The sequence below is a fragment of the Lentzea sp. NPDC058436 genome (assembly GCF_042721515.1).
In the GTDB taxonomy this organism is placed as follows: domain Bacteria; phylum Actinomycetota; class Actinomycetes; order Mycobacteriales; family Pseudonocardiaceae; genus Lentzea.
Genome location: NZ_JBHXLF010000013.1, coordinates 142,540 through 163,754 on the forward strand (window position 1 = coordinate 142,540; position 21,215 = coordinate 163,754).

Below are 21,215 nucleotides of genomic sequence, written 5' to 3' on the forward strand. Positions count from 1 at the left end.
CAGAAACTCCTTGGTAGACCTAGAAAACGAGCCGCCGGACCCAGTGGATCCGGCGGCTCGTTCGCGTCATGCGGGCTTTACTCGAACGCGCGGGTGATGATCTCGCGCTGCTCGACCTCGTGCACCTTGCTCGAACCGGCCGACGGGGCGGCCATCGGGCGGCGGGACACGCGGCGGACGGTGCCCAGGTGCTCCGGGAGGAGCTCCGGCAGGGCGAGGCCGTAGAACGGCCAGGCGCCCTGGTTCGCCGGCTCCTCCTGGACCCAGCGGACGTCCTTCGCGTTCGGGTAGCGCTCCAGGGTCTCGGTCAGCTTGCGGGCCGGGACCGGGTAGAGCTGCTCGACGCGCACGATCGCCACGTCGCCGCCGCCGCGCTTCTCGCGCTCTGCGTGCAGCTCGTAGGAGATCTTGCCGCTGCACAGCAGGACCTTCGTGACCGCGTTCGGGTCCTTGATGGTCGGGTCGTCCATCACCGAGTGGAAGCGGTCGTTGATGAACTCGTCCGTGCCGGACACGGCGGCCTTGAGGCGCAGCATCGACTTCGGCGTGAACACCACGAGCGGGCGGTCGACGCCGTCGAGGGCGTGGCGGCGCAGCAGGTGGAAGTAGTTCGCCGGGGTCGACGGGACGGCGACGGTCATGGAGCCCTCAGCGCACAGCTGCAGCCAGCGCTCGATGCGGCCCGACGTGTGGTCGGGGCCCTGGCCCTCGTGGCCGTGCGGCAGCAGGATCACGACGTCGGAACGCTGACCCCACTTCGCCTCACCGGACGAGATGAACTCGTCGATGATCGGCTGCGCGCCGTTGACGAAGTCACCGAACTGCGCCTCCCACAGGACCAGCGCCTGCGGGTTCGCGACCGAGTAGCCGTACTCGAAGCCGAGCGCGGCGAACTCCGACAGCACCGAGTCGTAGACCATGAACTTGCCCTGGTCCGGCGCGAGGTTCTGCAGCGGCGTGTAGTCCTCGCCCGTCTTGCGGTCGATCAGGGTCGCGTGGCGCTGCACGAACGTGCCGCGGCGCGAGTCCTGGCCGGCCAGACGGATGTTGCGGCCCTCGATCGCGAGCGAACCGAAGGCGAGCAGCTCGGCGAACGCCCAGTCGATGCCGCCCTCGCGCGCCATCTTGGCGCGGCGGTCGAGCACCGGCTTGACGCGCGCGTGCGGCGTGAAGCCCTCCGGCAGGTTCACGTGCGAGTCGGCGATGTGCTCCAGCGTCTCGCGGCTGATGCCCGTGGGCAGCTTCGCCGGGATCTGCTGCTCGGCCTCGACGGACGGGCTGGCCTTCACCGGGTGCTTCTCCAGCTCGCGCACCTCGTTGAAGACGTGCTCCAGCTGGCTCGAGAAGTCCTGCAGCGCCTTCTCGGCCTCTTCGACCGTGATGTCGCCGCGGCCGATCAGGGACTCGGTGTAGGTCTTGCGCACCGAGCGCTTCTGGTCGATCACGTCGTACATCGCCGGCTGCGTCATCGAAGGGTCGTCGCCCTCGTTGTGGCCGCGGCGGCGGTAGCAGACCATGTCGATCACGACGTCCTTGGCGAACGCCTGGCGGTACTCGACGGCCAGCTTCGCGACCCAGTAGCAGGCCTCGGGGTCGTCGCCGTTCACGTGGAAGACCGGCGAGCCGATCATCTTCGCGACGTCGGTCGAGTACTTCGAGGACCGCGAGTGCTCCGGCGCGGTGGTGAAGCCGACCTGGTTGTTCACGACGATGTGGACCGTGCCACCGGTGCGGTAGCCGCGCACGAGCGCCAGGTTCAGCGTCTCGGCCACGACGCCCTGACCGGCGAACGCCGCGTCACCGTGCATGGCGACCGGCAGCACCGGGAAGAAGTCGCCGCCCTTGTCGAGCATGTCCTGCTTGGCGCGGACGATGCCCTCCAGGACCGGGTCGACGGCCTCGAGGTGCGACGGGTTCGCCGTCAGCGACACCTTGGTCTCGCCGTCGCCGAACATGCGGAAGTACTTGCCCTCGGCGCCGAGGTGGTACTTCACGTCGCCGGAGCCGTGCGCCTGGCCGGGGTCGAGGTTGCCCTCGAACTCGCGGAAGATCTGCGAGATCGGCTTGCCGACGATGTTCGCGAGCACGTTCAGGCGGCCGCGGTGCGGCATGCCGATGACGACCTCGTCGAGCTCGTGCTCGGCGGCCTTGTCGAGCACCGCGTCGAGCAGCGGGATGACGGTCTCGCCGCCTTCGAGCGAGAAGCGCTTCTGGCCGACGTACTTCGTCTGCAGGAACGTCTCGAACGCCTCAGCCGCGTTGAGCTTGCTGAGGATGTACTTCTGCACGGTGGCCGGAGGCTTCTCGTGCGGGACCTCGACGCGCTCCTGGATCCACTGGCGCTCTTCGGGTTCGAGGATGTGCATGTACTCGACGCCGACGGTGCGGCAGTACGAGTTGCGCAGCACACCCAGGATGTCGCGGAGCTTCATCCGCTCCTTGCCGGCGAAGCCGCCGACCGGGAACTCGCGGTCCAGGTCCCACAGCGTCAGGCCGTGGCTGAGCACGTCCAGGTCGGCGTGGGAGCGCTGGCGGTAGTTCAGCGGGTCCGTGTCGGCCATCAGGTGGCCGCGCGTGCGGAACGCGTCGATCAGCTCGATGACGCGGGCCGTCTTGTCGACAGCGCCCTCGGGGATGTCGGCGACCCAGCGGATCGGCTCGTACGGCAGCCGCAGCGACGCGAAGATGTCGTCGTAGAAGCGGTCCTCGCCGAGCAGCAGCTGGTGCACGCGCTTGAGGAACTCGCCCGACTCCGCGCCCTGGATGATGCGGTGGTCGTACGTGGAGGTCAGCGTGATGATCTTGCTGACGCCCATGTCGGTGAGCGCCTGCTCGCTGGTGCCCTGGAAGTGCGCGGGGTACTCCATGGCGCCGACGCCGATGATCGCGCCCTGACCGGCCTGCAGACGCGGCACCGAGTGGTTCGTGCCGATCGTGCCGGGGTTGGTCAGCGAGATCGTGGTGCCGGAGAAGTCGTCCGCCGTCAGCGAACCGCCGCGGGCCTTGCGGATCAGGTCCTCGTAAGCCTGCCAGAACTGCGTGAACGTCATGTTCTCGCAGCCCTTGACCGAGGCGACGACCAGCGTGCGGCTGCCGTCCTTGCCGGGCAGGTCGATCGCCAGACCGAAGTTCACGTGCTCCGGCGTGACGACGAACGGCTTGCCGTCGACCTCGGCGTAGTGCCGGTTCATGTTCGGGAACGCCTGCAGCGCCCGGACCACCGCGTAGCCGATGACGTGCGTGAAGGAGACCTTCCCGCCGCGCGTCCGCTTCAGGTGGTTGTTGATGACGATGCGGTTGTCGGCCAGCAGCTTGGCGGGCACGGCGCGCACGCTGGTCGCGGTCGGAACGGTGAGCGACAGCTCCATGTTCTTCGCGATCGCGGCGGAGGCACCGCGCAGCTGCTTCTGCTCGGGCTGCGCGCTCTGCGCGACCGGCTTGGCCTTGGCGGCCTGCTGCGGCGCGGGCTTGCCGGTCGACGGCAACGAGGCCGCCGGCTTCGGCTGCGACTGCGCGGCAGGCTTGGGTGCGGCGGCGGGCGCGGGCTTCGCCTTGTCGGCGGCCGGCGGCGTCACGGTCGCGGTCGTGGTGGCCGTGGAGCCACCCGCGCTGGCCGTGGCGGCACTGCCGTTGCCGCCCGCACGCTTGTAGTCGGCAAAGAAGTCATGCCATGCCGGGTCTACGGATGACGGGTCCGCGAGGAACTGCTCGTACATCTCCTCGACGAGCCACTCGTTCGGCCCGAATTGTGACGCAGGACTGCTGCTGGACACGGCTGGCGCTCGCCTCTATCCATCTCGCTCTTGGTGATGACTCATGCGGTAGTCAGGTTAGTCCCCCCAGCGAGGGCCTTCACACGCTGGAGGCACCTGGCAAGGAGTGCTCAGTCACAGGATCGATCAGGACGGGCCTGCCGTCACCCGCAGTTGAGCATTTCTTGAGGTGCGTCTCACCACGTCACCTCCTTTCGGGTATTGCGCACTGAGCTGTTTGACGGGCATACGCACCGAGCGCAGTGATCAGTTCACGATAGGTACAACCGCAGTGCTTCGTGGATTGATCTTGGGCGCGTGCTCTTCACCGTTTTGTTCAGGTCAGTGAACCGCGGATCGACGCCGTCATCGCCTCGACGAAGCGAGTCCTCGTCTCGTCGCTCGTGCGGTCCAGCGACAGGTACGGGTTCAGGTCCTCCAGTTCGACGAGGAGCAGGTCGCCGCTTTCCGTGCGGCAGGCGTCGACGCGCTGGATGCCGTGGCCGAGGTCGTTCCAGTGGACGAACTTCCGCGCGAACTCCAGATCTTCCGCGGTGGGCGTGTAGTTCGTGAGTTCCCAGCGCTGGTTCGGATCCGGGGCGTTCAGCGCGTACTGGAAGTCGTGGTCCACGAAGTAGAACGACACCTCGTACCGGAAATCGATCTTGGGCTGGATCAGGAATTCCGTTCGGGCCTTCTGCGCGACGTTGGCTTGGAGGTCGCCGGCTTCGACGAACTCCAGACCGTGGGAGTCGGCGCCCGCCTTGGGCTTCACGACGTAGGTGCCGGCCTGGGGGAGCCTGGCGAGGTCGGCCTCGTCGTCGACCGTGGGGATGACCGGGTAGCCCTGGGTGGTCAGGTCGACCAGGTACTGCTTGCCGGCCATGTCGGCCTTGCCGGTCAGCGGGTTGTAGACGCGTTGGCCGGTGGCTTCCGCCTGCTGCCGGAAGTGGGCGTAGGCGGTGGGGTAGTCGATCACCGGGCCGCTGTTGCGGGTGACGACCGTGTCGAAGTTCCGCATCAGGGCGGCGGCGTCTTCCGGGTGGCAGATGGCCAGGTCGAAGGCCTTTCTGAGGTGGGAGGTCAGGTAGATGTCCTCGTCGCAGTAGCGGCGGCCTTTGGCGGGGTAGGAGAGGTCGGAGACGTAGAGGACGGTGGGGCGGGGTGGCATGCGGTCTCCTTCGGGGTGCGGGGTGCGGGGGCGAGAGGGCCAGAGGTGGGTGGGGGAGGAGGCGAGGCGAAGGGAGGCGGGCGGGATGTAGAGGCGGGCGAGGCAGGCGGGGCGAGGCAGGCGGGGTGAGGGGAGGCGGGGTGAGGGGAGGCGGGGTGAGGGGAGACGGGGTGAGGGGAGACGGGGCGAGAGCGCGAGGGGAGGGAGGGAGGGAGGGAGGGAGGGAGGGAGGGAGGGGCTGGTGGGGCGAGGCTGTGTGGGGCGAGCCGGCCGGGCCGAGCCGCTGGGTTGGGCTGGACGTGCGGGGTGTGAGGCTGTGGCGTTGCGCAGTCGGGGCCGTGGGTGAGGTGCCTTGGGGTTGGGTCGGACCCGGCTGGGCCGGGGTCTGCGGGGTTGCCGGTGAGGGCGTTGGCGGGGCGGGTGTGGTGGCCGGCGCCGGTTGGGTGTGGTGGTGCGCCGTGTGTCGGCTTGCGTGGGGGTTGGCTTGGCTAGGCGGCTTCTGGGGTGTCGCCGTGGCGCCAGAGGCGGGCGTAGGTGCCGTTGGCCGTTAAGAGGTCGGCGTGGGTGCCCTGTTCGATCACTCGGCCGTTGGCCAGGACGACTATCCGGTCTGCCCTTGCCGCTGTCGCCAGGCGGTGGGCGACTACGAAGGTGGTTCTGGAGCCTGTCAGGTGGTCGCTGGCTGCCAGCACTGCCGATTCAGTTGCCGGGTCTAGGGCTGCTGTTGCCTCGTCGAGGAGCAATAGGTCTGGGTTGACCAGTTCTGCCCTTGCGAGGGCCACCAGTTGGCGTTGGCCCGCTGAGAGGTTGTTGCCTCGTTCGCCCACCGGTTGGCGGAAACCGTTGTGGAGGGTGCCGACCATCGGGAGGGCGCCTACGGCGGCTGTTGCCTTTTCGATCTCCTGTGGTGTTGCTTCCGGGCGGCCGTAGGCGACGTTGGTGGCCAGGTCGCCGCCGAAGAGGTGGGCTTCCTGGGGGACCACGCCCAGCCTTTGGCGGTAGGCGGAGAGGTCGTAGGCGCGCACGTCTGTGCCGTCCACCAGGACTTCGCCGGCTGTGGCGTCGTAGAAGCGGGCTATCAGTTTCACGAGGGTGGACTTGCCGGCACCTGTTTCGCCTACCAGGGCGACTGTTTCGCCTGGGGCCACGTGGAGGGTCACGTTGTCGAGCGCTGGTGCGTCGGCGCCCGCGTAGGTGAAGGAGACGTTGCGGAGCTCCACCTCGCCTCGCAGGCGGGGTGGGACCGGGGTCGGGTCTGCCGGGGGCTCGACCGTGCTCGGGGTGCGGAGCAGGTCGCCGATCCTGCGGAGACCGACCCTCGCCTGCTGGTAGCCGTCGAAGACGCCGGAGAGTTGCTGGATCGGGCTGAAGAACAGGCCCAGGTACAGGAGGAACGCCAGCAGGACGCCCGGTGTGAGGCTGCCCGTGGCGACCCGGTGGGCTCCCACGGCGAGGACCACGGCCTGGGCCACGCCGGAGAGCATCGCCACGAACGGGAAGTACGTCGCGATGTAGCGCTGGGCTCGCAGGCGGGTGCGGCGGTAGGCGTCGCTGCGTTCCGCGAAGGCCTCTGCTGAGCGGCGTTCCCTCGTGTAGGCCTGGGAGACGCGCAGGCCCGAGACGTTCTCCTGGAGGTCGGCGTTGACGGCGCTGACCCGTTCCCTGGCCTCGGCGTAGGCGGTGGAGGAGAGGCGTTGGAAGACCACCGTGGCCACCACGAGGATCGGGAGGACCGAGAGTGCGATCAGGGCCAGCGAGGCGTCGGTGAGGACCAGGGCCGCGGTGATGCCCAGGACGGTGATCAGACTGATCACGGCGGTGACCAGGCCTGTCTGCAGGAACGTCGAGAGGGCGTCGACGTCCGTCGTCATCCTCGTCATGATGCGGCCGGCCATCTCGCGCTCGTAGTAGTCGAGGCCGAGGCGTTGCAGGTGGGCGTAGCTGCGGACGCGGAGCAGGTAGAGCAGGCGTTCGCCCAGGCGGGCGGCGAAGACCGTGCTGCCCGCCGTCGTCAGCCAGCCGACCGCGACGAGACCGACGCCCAGGGCCACGGCCTGCCACAGCGACGACTCGGCGCCGCCGACCACACCGCCGTCGATGCCCAGGCGCACCAGCGAGGGCATGCCCACGCCCACCAACGCGTCCAGCACGACCAGGGCGGCCACACCGCCCAGAGCCCAGCGGACCGGACGCAGGAGGCGGGCCAGGCGGAAGGCCGGGTCGGGGGCGCGCGGGTCTTCCCCGTGCAGGACAGGGACCTCGGTGGCGGGCGGGAGCGAACGGACCTGGGCCAGCAGTTCGGGAGTGGGCGGGCCGCCGGCCAGGGCCGCCATGCTGCCGCCACCGGGACCACCGCCACCTCCGCCGCGTCTGCTGGACGCGGCGGGTGTCGAGGTCTTGGCTTCGGCGATCAGGCGGTCGTCCAGCTCCTGCTGCGACAGCTCCGGCCACAGCTCACCGGTCTGGACGGGCGCGGCCGACTCGATCGCCTCGCCAGGGCCCGCCAGCAGGTCGCGGTAGAGGGCGCAACGGGCGATCAGCTCGGCGTGCGTGCCCACGTCGACCACGCGGCCCGCGTCCAGCACCGCGATGCGGTCGGCCAGCGACAACGTGGAACGCCTGTGCGCCACCAGAAGTGTCGTGCGGTGCGCCGTCACCGACGCCAGCGTCGCGTGGATCGCGGCCTCGGTCGCGTTGTCCACGGCGGACGTCGCGTCGTCCAGCACCAGGATGCGCGGGTCGGAGAGCAGAGCCCTGGCCAGAGCCACGCGCTGGCGCTGGCCGCCGGACAGGGTGAGGCCTCGTTCGCCCACCACCGTGTCGTAACCGAGCGGCAGGGCGTTGATGAAGTCGTGCGCCTCGGCGGCCTTCGCGGCGCGCTCGACCTCCTCGCGCGACGCGTCAGGGCTGCCGTACGCGATGTTCGAGAACACCGTGTCGGAGAAGAGGAACGCCTCCTCGAACACCACGCCCACCGAGCCGCGCAACGACTCCAGCTTCAACGTGCGCACGTCCGCGCCGCCGACCCGGACCGAGCCCTCGTGCACGTCGTAGAAACGGGGCAGCAGCAACGACACCGTCGACTTGCCGGAACCCGCCGTGCCCACCAGGGCCAGCGTCTCGCCCGGCTCGACGGAGATCGAGAAGTCCTTCAGCACGGGCTCGCTGCGCGCGTACCCGAAGGTGACGCCGGAGAACGAGACCCCGAGCGGACCGTCGGGCACCTCGCCTGGCCCGTCCGTCACGTCCGGCTGCGAGTCGATCAGCTCGTAGACCCGCTCCACACCGGCACGCGCCAGCTGCGCGGACACCATCAGGCTCGACAGCAGCCGGGTCGGCCCCACGAGGTTCGCCACGTACGTCGTGAACGCGAGGAACGTGCCCAGCGTGACCTGGCCGTGCAACGCGAGCCAGCCGCCCAGGCCCAGCACCGCGACCTGGCCGAGCAACGGCAGCGCGGTGACGGTCGCGAGAGGCTTCGACGACAGCCGCGCCGCCCGCATCCGTTCCGCGAAAAGGAACTTGGCGTGCTTCTCCAGCCGGGCGACCTCGCGCGCCTCCTGGCCGAAGCCCTTCACCACGCGGACACCGGTGACGGTCTCCTCGACGTGCTGCGCCAGGTCCGCCGCCCGCTGCTGCGCCGACCACGTGGCGGGGAACAGCGTCAGCCGGGTGCGCCCGGCCAGCCACGCCACGAGCGGCAGCACGATCACCGCGATGATCGTCAGGGGCACGGACAGGTAGATCATCGCCGCGAGCGCGGCCAGCGCGAACACCACCGTGCCCACGGCCAGCGGCGCCATCATCAGCAACGACTGCACCAGCTGCAGGTCGGTGATCGACCGCGACACGATCTGCCCGGTCCGCAGCTCGTCCTGCTTCGCGCCGTCGAGCCGCTGCACCGCCGAGAACACGCCGAGCCTCAGGTCGTGCTGCACGCCCAGCGCCAGCCGCCCGCCCAGATATCGCCGCAGGAACGCCGACCCGAACGTGAGCAGCTCCAGCACGACCAACGCCACCATGAGCGGCCACAACCGGTCGGTGCGGCCGCCCGTCGAGTCGTCGATCGCCGTCTTGAGCAGTAACGGCCCCGCCGCCTGCAGACCCACGCCGACGACCGCGGCGAGCACCGACAGCACCACCAGTCGGGGGTGCTGCCAGCACGCGGCGGCAAGTCGGCGGATCCAGCCCTTCGTCACGGGACCCACAGTACGTTCGGGGTCCGACATAAATTTGTGACGTCAGAAACCGCAGGTCAGGTGATGTCCTTGGACTGCGTGACCGCCCAGCCGCCCGCGAACACGACACCGGCCCACGCGAGGAACACGATCCCCGACAGCCACCAGTCCTGCGCCCCGGCCGCACCGGCGATCGCCCGCAGCACGTCCTCGATCTCCGTCGGCACGACACCCGCCGACGACAGGAACAGGTCGACCGAGACCGACCCGGTGAGCCCGTTGATCGACCCGTTCGGCAGGAAGCCGATGATCGACGGCACCTCGAGGTACGCGAGCACGCCGTGCAGCACGTTCTCGATCACGACGAAGTAGATCAGCAGGAGCACGATCGCCCCGGCCACGTTCGGGACCAGCGCGCCCACGCCGACGCCGAACATCGTCATCAGGATCGACGACAGCACGCAGACCAGCGTCAGCATCGCCCAGCCACCCGCGTCCGGCAGCTGCCCGGAGTCGCTGGTGATCACCACGCCGATGCCGAGGAACAGCATGATCGCGAGGCCGTAGATCGCGCCCCACAGGACGTAGACCAGCATCTTCGCCAGCAGCGCGTGCATCCGCGACGGCGCCGTCAGGAACGTCGTCGTGATCGTCCGCCTGCTGATCTCACCGGAGATCGCCATCGCGCCGAAGATCATCGGGAAGATCGTCGAGATGTTGATCGCCCGCGCCATGCCGAACAGCGAGACCTTCCACTGGTCCGGCGTGACCCCGAGGAAGTCCGACACCTCGTCGACGTCACCGCTCGACGCGAAGTCCACGAAGAACTGTCCGAGCAGGCCCGTCGCGAGCCCCCAGCCGAGCGCCAGCACCGCCGTCGGGATCAGCAGACCCCACCACAGGCCGGTCGTCGTCGTCTTGCGGAGCTCCGCTCCCACGAGGTTGCCCATCAGGCCCAACCACCCTGCTGCTGGTACGGATTCGGGGCCTGCGCCGGCGGATGCCCGGCGTACTGGCCGCTGGTGAGCTGGAAGAACAGCCGTTCGAGGTCGACCTGCTCCTCCTGGATGCCGTAGATCGACACACCTGCCTGCAACGCGAGGTCGGCGACCTGCCGCGAGTCCACACCGGACACCGCGAGCCTGCCGTCCGGCAGCTGTTCGATCGCCTGCACACCGGCGTTGCGCAGAGCGTGTGCGAGAGCGTTGATGTCCGACGGCTGCACGAGCACGCGCCGCTGCTGCGACTGCCGCAACTGGTCCAACGGCCCGTAGAACATCGTCTGACCGCGCGAGATGATCACGACCTGGTCGACGGTCTGCTCGACCTCGGCCAGCAGGTGGCTGGAGATCAGCACCGTGCGGCCCATGCGCGCGTAGGACTGCAGGAACGTGCGCAGCCAGGCGATGCCCTCGGGGTCGAGGCCGTTCGCCGGCTCGTCCAGCACGAGCACCTGCGGGTCGCCGAGCAACGCCGTGGCCAGCGCCAGCCGCTGCTTCATGCCGAGGGAGAACCCGCCCACCTTGCGGTCGGCGGCGCTGCCCAGGCCGACCAGGCCGATGACCTGGTCGGCCTGCGCGTCCGGCACGCCGATGGCCGACGCGTACACGCGCAGGTGGTTGCGGGCGGAGCGGGAGGGGTGGAACCCCTGCGCCTCCAGCACCGCGCCCACGACGCGGCCGGGCTGGCCGAGCTGGTGGAACGGTCGTCCGTTGATCGTCGCCGTGCCGCCCGTGGGCTTGACGAGACCCAGCAACATCCGCAGGGTCGTCGTCTTGCCAGCGCCGTTCGGGCCGAGGAAGCCCGTCACGCTGCCGGGTGACACGGTGAAGCTCAGGTTCTGCACCGCGGTCACCTGACCGAACTGCTTGGTCAGGTTCTGGACCGCGATGAGGCCGCTGCCGTCATGCATGCGGCCCATCCTGCCTGAAAGGTCACTCCGGCAAGGCGTGCTTGGGACGAGACACGACGGGAGCGCGGTGCACCACGGGTGGTTCGTCGGTCAAGATCGGCAGCTCGGTGGTCATCTCGGCCGGGGTTTCGTCCGGCATCTCGATAACACCTGATCGAGTGAAGGGGTTGCGCAACGGCCGGCGCCGTTCGCGGTGCGGCAGCCCTTCTCCGATGAGGTGCTGGTGCGCCATGTTCCAGACCTGGCAAGGCCACCGGCGTCGGCGCAGCCAACCGGGACACGCCCTGCACCGGCCGTCCTCGTCGGGCTGGTGCACGGTGAGCAGCAGGCGCCAGCCGTCCGCGAGGCGGTGGATCTCCGCACGCGCCAACGGAACGAGCGCCTCGGCTTCACCCTGCTCAGCGACCTTGTCCAGCAGTGCCAGGCGTTGCAGCACCGCGTCGCGCAAGCTCGCGTCCATCACATCTTCGCCGTGGCCTGGTCGAGCAAAGAGCCCAGGCGGCGCGTCTGGGTGGCGGACATCACAGCGGTCTCGCCAGGAGGCGTGACCAGCAGGACGCGGTCGTTCTCCACCAGAACGGTCATCGATCTGTCGCGACCGAACGGGTCGTGGCAGTGGATCCATCCCTGTGGTTCAGCCATGGAATCTCCCTTCGAGGGACACCCGACTTGGTCTTCATCGGCCGAACCCCCTGCTCGCCGCACCGCGATCGGCGGAATTCACTCGTTTGCTGGACGGGCCGGACACGGGCAGTGGTCCACTCGGGGAAACTTTTGGGTCGCGTTTCGGCAGGGGTGCTGGGCGCGGCCCGACGAAGCCCGCTATATTTGGTGACGGCGGCCCCGCTCCCAGTGACCCCCAGGCTGGTTGAGCGCGGCCGCCCTTTATTTTTCCCACTTTCCGGCACGTCCTGCCTTCAAAACAGTTGCGCCCGGCGTTCTCGTACGCTGTAAGGTCCTCGTACACTGTAAGGGGGACCGGAGATGACTTCGACGACCGAAGAGGTCGGGGTGCGCCCGCACCCGCAGCGCTGGGCCGTTCTCGGCGTGCTGTGCCTGTCCGTGATGGTGGTGGTGCTGGACAACACCGTCCTCAACGTGGCGATTCCGTCCATCTCGACGAGTCTGGGCGCGAGCACCGCCGACATCCAGTGGATGATCAACGCCTACTCGCTGGCACTGGCGGGCCTGCTGCTCACGACCGGGTCGCTCAGCGACAGGTTCGGCCGCAAGCGCGCGCTGCTGACGGGCCTGGTCCTGTTCGGCACGGGCAGCGCGGTCGCGGCCTGGGCGAGCACGTCCGAGGCGCTGATCGCGGCCCGCGGCTTCATGGGCATCGGCGCCGCGGTGCTGATGCCGGGCACGCTCGCCGTGCTGACGCAGTTGTTCGACGACAAGGAACGCCCCAAGGCCATCGGCATCTGGGCCGCCGTCACGAGCCTCGGCTTCGCGGCGGGACCGGTGATCGGCGGCGCGCTCATCAAGCACTTCTGGTGGGGCTCGGTGTTCCTGATCAACGTGCCGGTGGCGGTCCTCGCGCTCGCTGCCGTCGCGTTCCTGGTGCCGGAGTCCAAGGACCCGGCCGTGCGCAGGCCGGACGTGATCGGCTCGATCCTGTCGATCATCGGCATGGTGTCGATCGTGTACGCGGTGATCGAGGTGCCGGAGCACGGGTTCGGCTCGGTCGAGTTCGGCGTGCCGGTCGCGATCGGCCTGGTCACCATGACCGGATTCGCGTTGTGGGAACGGCACACCGCCGACCCGATGCTCGACCTGACGTTCTTCCACAACCGCCGGTTCACCGGTGCCGTGGCCTCGGGCGTGCTGGCGGCGTTCGGCATGGCGGGCTCGCTCTTCCTGCTGACGCAACACCTCCAGGGCGTGCTCGGCTACAGCCCGCTGGAGGCCGGCGTGCGCGTGGCGCCGATGGCGATCGCGCTGCTGATCACCAGCAACACGTTGGGACAGCTCGTGATCAGGCTCGGCGCCGGCAGGGCGATGCTGCTCGGCATGACGATCGTCGCGAGCGGCGTGGCGTTGCTGTCGATCGGCACCACCTACCCGCCGACGCTGGCGGGGCTGGTCCTCATCGGCGTCGGAGTCGGTGTGTCGCAACCGGTCGCGGTCAACGCGCTGATGGGGTCGATCCCGCCGGAACGGGCCGGCGTCGCGTCCGGGCTGTCGGGGACGCTGTCGGAGCTGGGGTCCTCGTTCGGCATCGCCGTCCTGGGCGCGCTGCTGTCGGCGCGGTTCGCGGCCTCGCTGCCGGACGGCGTGCCGGGGCGTTCGCTGTCCGAGGCCCTGCACAGCGGCGCGGACGTCGCGGTGGTGCGCGAGGCGTTCTCGAACGGCATGACCGTCAGCCTCGTGATCGGCGCGATCGCGGTGTTCCTGGGAGGTGTTGTGGCCAGCGTGTTGCTCCGGCGTGCATAGGATCGTCGACGTGGAGAGCGTGTGGTTCAGCAAACCCAGGCCCGGCGGCGGCCAGCCCCTCGGCCTGAGCCGTGAGGTGATCGTCCGCAAGGCGATGGAGATGCTGGACGAACACGGTCTGCAGAAGCTGTCCATGCGCAGGCTCGCCGCGGAGCTCGGCGCGGCCCCCATGTCGCTGTACTGGCACGTGCCGACGAAGGACGCGCTGATCGAGCTGTGCCTCGACGAGGTCTACGGCGAGTTCCCCCTGCCGGGGCCGGACGACGACTGGGAGACCGCGGTGCGCGGGATGATGCACGCGATGCGTCAGATCGCGCACAAGCACCCGTGGTGGGTCAAGAACATCGGCGAGTTCAACAGCATCGGCCCCAAGGCGGTGGCGATGTCGGACTCGATGTTCGAACCGATGCTGCGGGCGGGTCTGCCCCTCGCGGCGGCGGCCAAGTCGGTCTCGACGGTGTCGAGCTTCGCCGTCGGGTACGTCATCGCCGAGGTCAACTTCATCGCCCGCGGCGGGATGGACTCCCCGCCGCCGGACCTGGCCAAGATCGCCGACCTGTACCGGGACAAGCACCCGAACTACGTCAGGATGCTGGACGAGCAGGAGATCTGGTCGCTGGAGAGCCAGTTCGAGTTCGGGCTGGACTGCGTGATCGACGGCATCAAGGCGCGCGTCGCCGCCCTCAGGTAGGCGAAACCCCCGCAGCGATTCACGCGTGCGGGGGCCTCATTCATTCAGTTGGTCTTCAGACGACGCTCTCCAGCGGCGTGTGCGGGAGGCCGGTCGCCTCGGCCACCGGGCCGTTGGTCAGCTGACCGGCGTGGACGTTCAGGCCCAGGGCCAGCGAACGGTCGTCCTTCAGCGCCTGCGTCCAGCCCTTGTCGGCCAGCGCGACCGCGTACGGCAGCGTCACGTTGGTCAGCGCGTAGGTCGACGTGCGCGGGACGGCGCCCGGCATGTTCGCGACGCAGTAGAACACCGAGTTGTGGACCTCGTAGGTCGGCTCGGCGTGCGTGGTCGCGCGGGAGTCCTCGAAGCAGCCGCCCTGGTCGATGGCGATGTCGACGAGCACCGAACCCGGCTTCATGTCCGCGACCAGCGCGTTCGACACGAGCTTCGGCGCGGCGGCACCGGGGACGAGCACGGCGCCGATGACCAGGTCGGCCTCGCGGACGGCCTGCTCGATGGCGAACGAGTTCGAGGCGAGCGTGCGGAGGCGGCCCTGGAACTGGGCGTCGATCTGGCGCAGGCGGTCGACGTTGGTGTCGAGGATCTGCACGTCCGCGCCCATGCCCACGGCGATGGTGGCGGCGTTGACCCCCGCCACGCCGCCGCCGATCACGACCACGCGGGCCGGGGCGACACCGGGGACGCCACCGGGCAGCACGCCGCGGCCGCCGGAGGGCTTCATCAGGCTGAACGCGCCGACCTGCGGGGCGAGCCTGCCCGCGACCTCGGACATCGGGGCGAGCAGCGGCAGCGCGCGGTTCGGCAGCTGCACGGTCTCGTAGGCGATGGCCGTGGTGCCGGACGCGAGCAGCGCCTCGGTCAGCGGCTTGTCGGCGGCGAGGTGCAGGTACGTGAAGAGGGTCTGGCCGGCCCGCAGACGCGGGTACTCCTCGGCGATGGGCTCCTTGACCTTGAGAACCAGGTCACCCTCCGCCCACACGTCGTCGGCGGTCGCGAGGATCTTGGCACCGGCGGCGAGGTACTCCTCGTCGGTGATCGCGGAGCCCAGACCGGCACCCTGCTCGACGAACACGTCGTGCCCGCGGCTCGTCAGCTCGTGCGCACCGGCAGGGGTGAGAGCGACGCGGTACTCGTGGTTCTTGATCTCGCGGGGGACTGCGATCCGCACGATGACTCCTCCGTTCGGTGGCCGACATCTCACAATGTGAGCCAGTCGCAAGGTCATGTCACTGTGCAGATAGCACTATCCGGTACCAGCTGGATTGTTCACTTGGGACAGAGCGACCTGAACGTGGTTCGCGTTCCACGCGCCCGTCCGGCGTTGACACCCGGCGGGGACCGCACATAGCGTGCGCGCCGAGAACTGAACACCGGCCGCGGCGCGAAAGCGTCAGAACCCGAGTGGGAGAGACCTCGACGAACTGGTCGGGGCGCCGAAGGGGCAAGCTCCCGCACACTCTCAGGCAGCAAGACCGCTCGGGGTAGGCAACTCTGCACGGCGGAGGGGGCGCTAGTTGTCCTGACCCGTCACAGCCAGAGGAGTCGCGCCGTGGAGTTCCCCGAGAACCTGCTCTACACCGTCGAGCACGAGTGGGTCGACTGGACGCCGGGCACCCAGGACCCGCTGACCTGCGGAATCACCGAGTACGCTGCCGACGCGCTGGGCGACATCGTGTACGTGCAGCTGCCTGAGGTCGGCACCAAGGTCGTCACCAACGCCGTGTGCGGCGAGCTCGAGTCGACCAAGTCCGTCAGCGACCTCTTCTCGCCCGTCACCGGTGAGGTCATCGAGGTCAACAACGCCGTCGTGGACGACCCGGCGGTCGTGAACACCGACCCGTACGGCGCCGGCTGGCTGTTCAAGGTCCGCGTCGAGTCGGCCGAGAACCTGCTGACCGCGGCGAAGTACGCCGAGCTCACCAAGACCGACTGACATGCGCCTGACTGACCGCTCCACCACCACGAAGGACTGATCAGTGGCGATCAGCGTTTTCGACCTGTTCTCCGTCGGCATCGGACCGTCCAGCTCCCACACGGTCGGCCCGATGCGCGCGGCGGCCATGTTCGTCGACAAGCTCGGCGACCGAACGTCCACAGTGGACCGCGTGCACGTCGAGCTGTTCGGCTCGCTCGGCGCGACCGGGCACGGCCACGGCAGCCCCAAGGCCGTGTTCCTGGGCCTCGAAGGCAACCTCCCGGAGGAGGTCGATCCCGCCGTCGCGGCCGGTCGCGTCGAGGAGATCATCTCCAGCGGACGGCTGAAGCTCGGCGGCACGCACGAGATCGGCTTCGTGCACGACCGCGACCTCGTCATGCACCGCCGCAAGTCACTCCCGTTGCACCCCAACGGGATGAGCTTCGAGGCGTTCGCGGACGGCAAGTCGGTCGAGCACGCCGTCTACTACTCGATCGGCGGCGGTTTCGTCGTCGACGAGAACGCCAGCGGCACCGACCGGATCAAGCCCGACTCGACGCCGTTGCCGCACCCGTTCCTGACCGGCGACCAGCTCCTCGCGCGCTGCCGCGAGACCGGCCTGTCGATCAGCGAGATCATGATGGCCAACGAGCTGTCGTGGCGCACGGAAACCGAGGTCCGCGAAGGACTTCTGCACATCTGGCACGTCATGCAGGAGTGCGTCGAACGCGGCTGCACCGAGCACGGCGTCCTGCCCGGCGGCCTCAAGGTCCGCCGCCGTGCCGCCGAGATGCGCAAACGCCTGGAGGGCGAGCACTTCGTCACCGACCCGCTGCGGGTCATGGACTGGGTGACGCTCTTCGCGCTGGCCGTCAACGAGGAGAACGCGGCAGGCGGCCGCGTCGTCACCGCACCGACCAACGGCGCGGCCGGCATTGTCCCCGCGGTCCTGCACTACTACACGAAGTTCGTGCCGGGAGCGTCCGACGACGGCGTCGTCCGGTTCCTGCTGACCGCGGGCGCGATCGGCGTGCTGTTCAAGGAGAACGCGTCGATCTCCGGCGCCGAGGTCGGCTGCCAGGGCGAGGTCGGCTCTGCCTGCTCGATGGCCGCCGGCGGACTCGCCGAGGTGCTCGGCGGCACCCCCGAACAGGTCGAGAACGCCGCCGAGATCGCCATGGAGCACAACCTCGGCCTCACGTGCGACCCGATCGGCGGACTGGTGCAGATCCCGTGCATCGAACGCAACGCCGTCGCGTCCATCAAGGCGATCACGGCCGTGCGCATGGCTTTGCGCGGTGACGGCTCGCACTTCGTGTCGCTCGACAAGGTCATCAAGACCATGCGGGACACCGGCAAGGACATGTCGGTGAAGTACAAGGAGACGGCACGCGGCGGGCTCGCCGTGAACGTCATCGAGTGCTGAGCCACTCCTCGACCTCTTCTTGAGGCGTGGGACCGGTCCAGCGCAACCACGTGCCGAACGTGCTGTTCGCACTGTTCACGTCCGACCACTCCTCGGCGAGGTGCTCGACGACCTCGTCGGGGAGCGTGTCGGCCAGCCGCAGCCACGGCGTCAGGCTCTGGTCGAGCTGCGCGGCCGCCTGGAGCAGTTCACCGAGGTCGCGCAGGCGATTTTCGTCCGCCGCTGCACGCAGAACGACGTCGGTGACCTGCTCGTACAGCGCGGTGCGTTCCGCCTCCGGCCAGTCCTGCCAGCCCGCCCACGTCAGTCCCATGGTGAGGCGGGAGTCGGGATCGTCGTCCAGCAGACCGATCACCCGGTACCCGAGCCGGCGCCAGGCAGGCCCGTACTCCTCGGGCTCGAAGTGGTCCTCGACCTCCCAGGCGAACTGCCACACGACCTTGTCCGGCACGAGCGCCGGATCACCGTCGAGCAGCGCCAGTTCGGCCTCGGTCCAGCAGAGCCCACAGCCCTTCAACGCGCGTCGTACGCCTTCTGCGCGTCCAGCACGTCGGGCATCCGCGCCTCCAGCAGGTGGATCAACGACAGCAACCGCTCCGCCGTCTCGCGGCCGAGCGGCGTGAGGCTGTAGTCGACCCGCGGCGGGTTCGTGGGCTGCGCGTCGCGGTGCACGAGGCCGTCGCGTTCGAGCGCCTGCAGCGTCTGGGACAGCATCTTCTCGCTGACCCCGTCGACGCGGCGGCGCAGCTCGTTGAACCGCAGCGGACCGTCGACGAGCACGCCCATCGTCAGGCCGCCCCACCTGCCGGTGACGTGCTCCAGCAAGGGACGTGACGGGCACGCCTTCGCGAACACGTTGTACTCCATGTCGACATCATAGCTGGTGGGGACGCTTACTGATAGTAAGTGTGAGGGTTCTCCGCGTCAGGAGAACCCTCACACCGTCAGAACGGCCAGGTGGCGTTCTGACCTGCTTCGAGAAGGGGGACCATGCGGAACGTCGCGTCCGTCAGGCCGCCGAACTCGTGCCTGTTGGCCTTTCCGGTCGCGTACGCGGCGTGCTGGTACCCGCCCAGGTTGAAGCCGTAGATCGGCACGTGCGCCGGCACGACGTCCGAGACGCCGTTGCCGTAGTACCCGGACATCGTCTGCATGTCCGAGATGATGAACACGCGGTCGTGCCGCTTGTACGAGCGCCGCAGCGACCCGACGATGTCGGTGCCGTGCCCGACCTCGCCGATCCGCTCGAGGAACCGGCCGACCTCGCGGATCACCGATGCCCCGCGCGCGACGTCGTGGCGGAACGTGCCGTCCGCGAACCCGACGACGTCGACCTGCTCGCCCTTCGCGCCCAGCGCCACGCCGAAGACCGCCGCGGCCTTGGCCGGGGTGACCTTCGAACGCGCCGAGATCGCGCCGCCCGTCATCGACGCCGAGGTGTCGATCAGGACCAGCGAACGGCCCGGCAGCGCGGGCAGGTTGCTCAACGACGCCTGCAGCGCCTGGTCCAGGGCGTGGCCCCAGCGCAGGCTCGGCGCCGCCTCGTACGCGGACAGGAAGCGGAACGGGAACTGCCGCGAGCGCGCGACCTGGCCGGGGTCGGCCAGACGCGTCGCGACGGCGGCCGCCGCCTCGTCGGACATGCCGGCCTCGTCGAAGTTCCTGAGGTTTCTCAAAAGGCTCATGTATCCCATGGACGGCGCCAGCGCCTCCCACACCTCACGGGTGAGCGGGCCCTGCAGCCATCCCGCCACGGCCTCCCACGTCATCCCCGCCGAGCGCAGCACGTCGGCCGCGTCGGGACGCGAGAACAACGCCCGGCGCTGCTCCAGCGGCCACGCCATCAGCTCACGCCGTGCCGCGACCACGCGTAGCGCCTCCGGCACCTCGACGTCGGGGGAGCGGCGGCGGTCCAGCACGTACTGGAAGAGCGAGCCCTGCCAGGACGCGCCGGGCGACGGGTGCGCGAGGTTGAGCACGTCGGCCATGCGGAAGCCGCGGGCGTCGCTGTCCCACTTGAGGACCGCGCGCTCGTCGTAGAGCCGCTGGACGGCGTCCGAGATGCCTCGCTTGATCGGCTTCGGCACCCGGCGGCCGTTCTGGCCGGTCCAGTACGCGAGGAGTTCGCCCGGCTCGTCCGCTCGCTGCAGCACGGAGTCCACGACGGCGCGGTTGGTGACGCCCGCGTCGGACTCGGCGACCAGGCGCGCGAGGACGAACTCCGCGGCGCCCACGAGGGACGCCGTGCGCATGTTCGCCTCGCTGCGCAGCCACTTGAGCAGGCGCGCGGTCCACTCGGGATCCGCGAGCGCCGCGGAGTGCACGAGCGCGGCGAAGCGGTTGTCGCGCTTGCGGCCGGACTCGTAGAACGTGTCCTCGCCGCCCATGTTCGACACGGCGAGCAGGAACAGCTCGGACTTCGTGTCGCGCGCGTAGCCGTCGCCGCCCTCGTAGGTGCGGGCGGTCGGTTCGGGCGCCGTGGCGACAGGGCTGGTGCCCGCCGGACGTGCGCGGAAGATGTTGAACTTCGCCATCGGCTCTTCCCCCTCGGAGAAACAAAAGGGGAGCCCACGAACTCCACACGTGTCCGAGATCAAAGTCGCGGAAGGTACGTTGCTGCTCTGCCAGTTGAGCTACAGCCGCCGAACGACTGACGGGACTCGAACCCGCAACCCGCCCATTAACAGTGGAAGTAACCCTCTGCTTCGCACCGGACACGTGTGAAGTTGTGCGCTCCCGAGGTCAAACGCGCCCACGGTCTGGTTTCAACTCGAATGAAGTAACCGTGGACTTTCGCACCGGGTGCGATTTCAATGCAACCACACCGCGCCAGCGAATTGATTTCGAAGCCGATGTGGAGTTTTGGACGCCCGAGATCAAATCGTGGAAGGTGACGTGCTCACCGAGGTGAGCAGAGACCGGCCGGAGCCGGCCTCAGGAGTTGAACCTGAGAATTCACCGGAAGTAACCCTCCACTGCGCACCGGGCGCTCATTCATACAACCACACCGCGCAAAGGGTTTTCCTAAGGCGCCGCCTTCACGAGCCGGCGCAGGAGGTAGAAGAGGCCGACCGTCAACAGGAATCCGGCGGCGCTGATCATCACGATCTGCTCGACGGTGTCGGCCTTCGATCCGGCGAACACGTACGCGGCGCAGATCGGCAGGGTTCCGATGAGCGTGTACGACATGAAAGTCCGGAACGACACCCTGGACACCCCCGCGGACACCGACACGGTCTCCGCCATCATCGGGATGCCGCGGGCCACGCCGAAGAACCAGGGCCCGAACTGACGGCCCCAGCGCCGCATCTCGGTCAGCTCCTCGATGGTCACCACCCGGCGCACCAGGAGCGGGCCCGCGAACCGCCCCAGGGCGTACCCTGCGGCTGAGGAACCCAGGGATCCGACGATCGCGAGTGCCAGTCCTAGGGGCAGGCCGAGTGCCGTTCCCGCCAGCACGATGAGCGGGGTGGACGGCACTGGTAGCAGCACGTCCACGACGAGCAGGGCGAAGATCGCCGCCGCCGCCCACACCGGGTCGATGCCGCGCACCCACGTCACGACACCGTCGAAGTCGATGAGGTCGAGTGCCTCGAACACGATCCAGCTCAGCAACACGAAGCCGAGCACGACGGCCGGTATCCACTTCCACCGGACGCCCGTCTCATAACTCATCGGGTGATGGTCGCCCACGTCGATCCGCCGGACAATCCGCCAGTGGCGCAGGTTCCGCGAAG

At 69.0% G+C, this 21,215-nt stretch carries 16 protein-coding genes and 1 riboswitch; of the genes, 4 read left to right on the forward strand and 12 right to left on the reverse strand.

Translation table 11 applies throughout. The annotated features are described in order from the left end of the window. Positions 1–77 precede the first annotated feature (77 nt). The 7 genes from ACFWN2_RS33445 to ACFWN2_RS33475 form a co-directional block, all read right to left on the reverse strand. A complete protein-coding gene (locus tag ACFWN2_RS33445) occupies positions 78–3,773 on the reverse strand; it encodes a multifunctional oxoglutarate decarboxylase/oxoglutarate dehydrogenase thiamine pyrophosphate-binding subunit/dihydrolipoyllysine-residue succinyltransferase subunit (protein WP_382434273.1) in 3,696 nt (1,231 codons plus the stop codon). Positions 3,774–4,089: 316 nt separating this feature from the next. Beyond that, a complete protein-coding gene (locus ACFWN2_RS33450) occupies positions 4,090–4,923 on the reverse strand; it encodes a hypothetical protein (RefSeq protein ID WP_382434275.1) in 834 nt (277 codons plus the stop codon). A gap of 488 nt (positions 4,924–5,411) precedes the next feature. Then, positions 5,412–9,152, reverse strand: a complete 3,741-nt coding sequence (locus ACFWN2_RS33455; protein WP_382434277.1) for an ABC transporter ATP-binding protein — start codon at positions 9,150–9,152, stop codon at positions 5,412–5,414. A gap of 26 nt (positions 9,153–9,178) precedes the next feature. Then, positions 9,179–10,051: an ABC transporter permease subunit gene (locus ACFWN2_RS33460; RefSeq protein ID WP_382434279.1), complete on the reverse strand. Its 873-nt coding sequence runs from the start codon at positions 10,049–10,051 to the stop codon at positions 9,179–9,181. Then, on the reverse strand, positions 10,051–11,013 hold the full coding sequence (locus ACFWN2_RS33465) for an ABC transporter ATP-binding protein (protein ID WP_382434281.1): 963 nt from the start codon (positions 11,011–11,013) through the stop codon (positions 10,051–10,053). Before ACFWN2_RS33465 ends, ACFWN2_RS33460 begins: the two co-directional genes overlap by 1 nt. Before the next feature lie 22 nt (positions 11,014–11,035). Further along, positions 11,036–11,473 (reverse strand): hypothetical protein, encoded by a 438-nt coding sequence (locus ACFWN2_RS33470; protein ID WP_382434283.1) that lies wholly within the window; start codon positions 11,471–11,473, stop codon positions 11,036–11,038. After that, positions 11,473–11,655 (reverse strand): hypothetical protein, encoded by a 183-nt coding sequence (locus ACFWN2_RS33475; RefSeq protein ID WP_045312139.1) that lies wholly within the window; start codon positions 11,653–11,655, stop codon positions 11,473–11,475. The genes ACFWN2_RS33470 and ACFWN2_RS33475 overlap by 1 nt, the downstream gene beginning before the upstream one ends. Positions 11,656–11,997: 342 nt before the next feature. On the opposite strand from ACFWN2_RS33475, the gene ACFWN2_RS33480 reads away from it, so the two are divergent. Further along, complete coding sequence (locus tag ACFWN2_RS33480) at positions 11,998–13,446, forward strand: MFS transporter (RefSeq protein WP_382434284.1); 1,449 nt, start codon at positions 11,998–12,000, stop codon at positions 13,444–13,446. 10 nt (positions 13,447–13,456) lie between these two features. Continuing rightward, positions 13,457–14,137 carry a TetR/AcrR family transcriptional regulator gene (locus ACFWN2_RS33485; RefSeq protein WP_382434286.1) on the forward strand — a complete coding sequence of 227 codons (681 nt, stop codon included), beginning with the start codon at positions 13,457–13,459 and terminating at the stop codon, positions 14,135–14,137. 55 nt (positions 14,138–14,192) lie between these two features. On the opposite strand, the gene ald is transcribed toward ACFWN2_RS33485, so the two are convergent. Then, the gene (ald, locus tag ACFWN2_RS33490; RefSeq protein ID WP_382434288.1) at positions 14,193–15,305 is read right to left on the reverse strand and encodes an alanine dehydrogenase; all 1,113 of its coding nucleotides are present in this window, start codon (positions 15,303–15,305) and stop codon (positions 14,193–14,195) included. A gap of 224 nt (positions 15,306–15,529) precedes the next feature. Next, positions 15,530–15,622: riboswitch (glycine riboswitch) on the forward strand. Between the two features lie 64 nt (positions 15,623–15,686). Between ald and gcvH the strand changes: the two genes are divergently transcribed. Together gcvH and ACFWN2_RS33500 are read left to right on the forward strand one after the other, a co-directional pair. Continuing rightward, positions 15,687–16,070: a glycine cleavage system protein GcvH gene (gcvH, locus tag ACFWN2_RS33495; RefSeq protein WP_382434290.1), complete on the forward strand. Its 384-nt coding sequence runs from the start codon at positions 15,687–15,689 to the stop codon at positions 16,068–16,070. A 43-nt stretch (positions 16,071–16,113) separates the two neighbouring features. After that, complete coding sequence (locus ACFWN2_RS33500; protein WP_382434292.1) at positions 16,114–17,478, forward strand: L-serine ammonia-lyase; 1,365 nt, start codon at positions 16,114–16,116, stop codon at positions 17,476–17,478. On the opposite strand, the gene ACFWN2_RS33505 is transcribed toward ACFWN2_RS33500, so the two are convergent. The 4 genes from ACFWN2_RS33505 to ACFWN2_RS33520 all read right to left on the reverse strand — a co-directional run bounded on the left by ACFWN2_RS33505 (position 17,465) and on the right by ACFWN2_RS33520 (position 21,153). Continuing rightward, positions 17,465–17,995 carry a nucleoside-diphosphate sugar epimerase/dehydratase gene (locus ACFWN2_RS33505; protein ID WP_382434293.1) on the reverse strand — a complete coding sequence of 177 codons (531 nt, stop codon included), beginning with the start codon at positions 17,993–17,995 and terminating at the stop codon, positions 17,465–17,467. The two genes, ACFWN2_RS33500 and ACFWN2_RS33505, sit on opposite strands and share 14 nt — an antisense overlap. Continuing rightward, on the reverse strand, positions 17,992–18,345 hold the full coding sequence (locus ACFWN2_RS33510) for a winged helix-turn-helix transcriptional regulator (protein WP_382434295.1): 354 nt from the start codon (positions 18,343–18,345) through the stop codon (positions 17,992–17,994). The genes ACFWN2_RS33505 and ACFWN2_RS33510 overlap by 4 nt, the downstream gene beginning before the upstream one ends. A gap of 77 nt (positions 18,346–18,422) precedes the next feature. Then, complete coding sequence (locus ACFWN2_RS33515) at positions 18,423–20,012, reverse strand: TROVE domain-containing protein (protein ID WP_382434297.1); 1,590 nt, start codon at positions 20,010–20,012, stop codon at positions 18,423–18,425. A 490-nt stretch (positions 20,013–20,502) separates the two neighbouring features. Beyond that, complete coding sequence (locus tag ACFWN2_RS33520) at positions 20,503–21,153, reverse strand: TVP38/TMEM64 family protein (protein WP_382434299.1); 651 nt, start codon at positions 21,151–21,153, stop codon at positions 20,503–20,505. Between the last annotated feature and the right edge of the window lie 62 nt (positions 21,154–21,215).

What these genes read in the sequence shown, in the direction of transcription:
- ACFWN2_RS33450 (WP_382434275.1), bottom strand. Translation starts at nt 4,923, where the DNA reads ATGCCACCCCGCCCCACCGTCCTCTACGTCTCCGACCTCTCCTACCCC.
- ACFWN2_RS33455 (WP_382434277.1), bottom strand. Translation starts at nt 9,152, where the DNA reads ATGTCGGACCCCGAACGTACTGTGGGTCCCGTGACGAAGGGCTGGATC.
- ACFWN2_RS33460 (WP_382434279.1), bottom strand. Translation starts at nt 10,051, where the DNA reads ATGGGCAACCTCGTGGGAGCGGAGCTCCGCAAGACGACGACGACCGGC.
- ACFWN2_RS33465 (WP_382434281.1), bottom strand. Translation starts at nt 11,013, where the DNA reads ATGCATGACGGCAGCGGCCTCATCGCGGTCCAGAACCTGACCAAGCAG.
- ACFWN2_RS33470 (WP_382434283.1), bottom strand. Translation starts at nt 11,473, where the DNA reads ATGGACGCGAGCTTGCGCGACGCGGTGCTGCAACGCCTGGCACTGCTG.
- ACFWN2_RS33475 (WP_045312139.1), bottom strand. Translation starts at nt 11,655, where the DNA reads ATGGCTGAACCACAGGGATGGATCCACTGCCACGACCCGTTCGGTCGC.
- ACFWN2_RS33480 (WP_382434284.1), top strand. Translation starts at nt 11,998, where the DNA reads ATGACTTCGACGACCGAAGAGGTCGGGGTGCGCCCGCACCCGCAGCGC.
- ACFWN2_RS33510 (WP_382434295.1), bottom strand. Translation starts at nt 18,345, where the DNA reads ATGGAGTACAACGTGTTCGCGAAGGCGTGCCCGTCACGTCCCTTGCTG.
- ACFWN2_RS33515 (WP_382434297.1), bottom strand. Translation starts at nt 20,012, where the DNA reads ATGGCGAAGTTCAACATCTTCCGCGCACGTCCGGCGGGCACCAGCCCT.
- ACFWN2_RS33520 (WP_382434299.1), bottom strand. Translation starts at nt 21,153, where the DNA reads ATGAGTTATGAGACGGGCGTCCGGTGGAAGTGGATACCGGCCGTCGTG.